Source organism: Pseudomonas sp. SDO5215_S409, assembly GCF_054071325.1.
The window spans coordinates 1-992 of record NZ_JBSVWN010000147.1 but is presented as its reverse complement, the minus strand read 5'-3'; the positions used below and the strand labels follow the sequence as shown (position 1 = coordinate 992).

The following is a 992-nucleotide window of genomic DNA, read 5'->3' as shown; positions in this document are numbered from 1 at the left end:
GGTTCTTCACGGATTACCGGGAAAGTCATTCTTGATCTTCATGAAAAAGAATTCGCTGTCCCGGTAGCCGTAGGCCATTCGCTTGATCACTTTGATCCGGTTGTTGATACCCTCCAGCTGCCCCGTGTGCATGGGCCAGCGCACCCTACTCAGGATGCCGCGCCAGTAGCTCTTCAAGCGTTTGGCAAACTGCTTCAGCGCCGGTATTGCGCTTTCATCAGCCAGTCGTAACCACTGCTTCCAGGCTGTTCGCCAGCGCCAGGCACAGGTGGGTGACCACAACGCTTTGAGCTCTGCCTTCATCAGATACACCGTCATCAACGACTGATTGGCAGCCAGCAGATCGTGCAGATGTACCCGCTGATCCTCGCGCTTGAGGTTCTCCGGATTACGCAGCAGCAGCCACCGTGCCTGCTTGATCACCTTGCGGGCAGGTTTGTCATCACGAAGGCGGTTGGCTTCATCGACCCGCACCCGGTCAATCACTTCCCGACCATATTTGGCGACCACATGAAACAGGTCATACACCACCCGTGCCTGAGGGCAGTGTTGGCGTACCTCCAGGTCAAATGCGGTGTTCATGTCCATTGCCACAGCTTCGATCTGCGCACAGCCCTGTGGCCCCAATTGCTCAAAGAACGGTCTGACAGCTGCTCGGCTGCGGCCTTCGCCAATCCAAAGCACCCGGCGGGTATCAGCATCCAGCACCACGCTGGCGTAGCGATGGCCTTTGAACAACGCAAATTCATCCATCACCAAGCGCCTGGGCTGAGCCCTCGGCAGCCTCTCCAGTGCGGCTTGTAGCGCCCGTCGCTCCAGTAGGCGCACGCTGTCCCAGTGCAAACCAAACAGCTCGGCGACGTGCAAGGTGGGCAGACGTTGGCAGGCCTGGATCACGGCTTCGGTCAGGCGCTTGGTCATGCGCGAATAGCGGTCAAGCCAACTGACTGCCTCCATTCGCTTGCCGCATGCACTGCACCCGACACGCCGCA

Annotated in this window: 1 protein-coding gene; it reads right to left on the bottom strand. The window is 58.8% G+C overall.

Annotated elements, in window-relative coordinates:
* Window positions 1-6 precede the first annotated feature (6 nt).
* Window positions 7-992 (bottom strand): ISL3 family transposase (locus ACW9H9_RS28635; protein WP_457346710.1); only part of this gene is annotated, 986 nt, incomplete at its 5' end.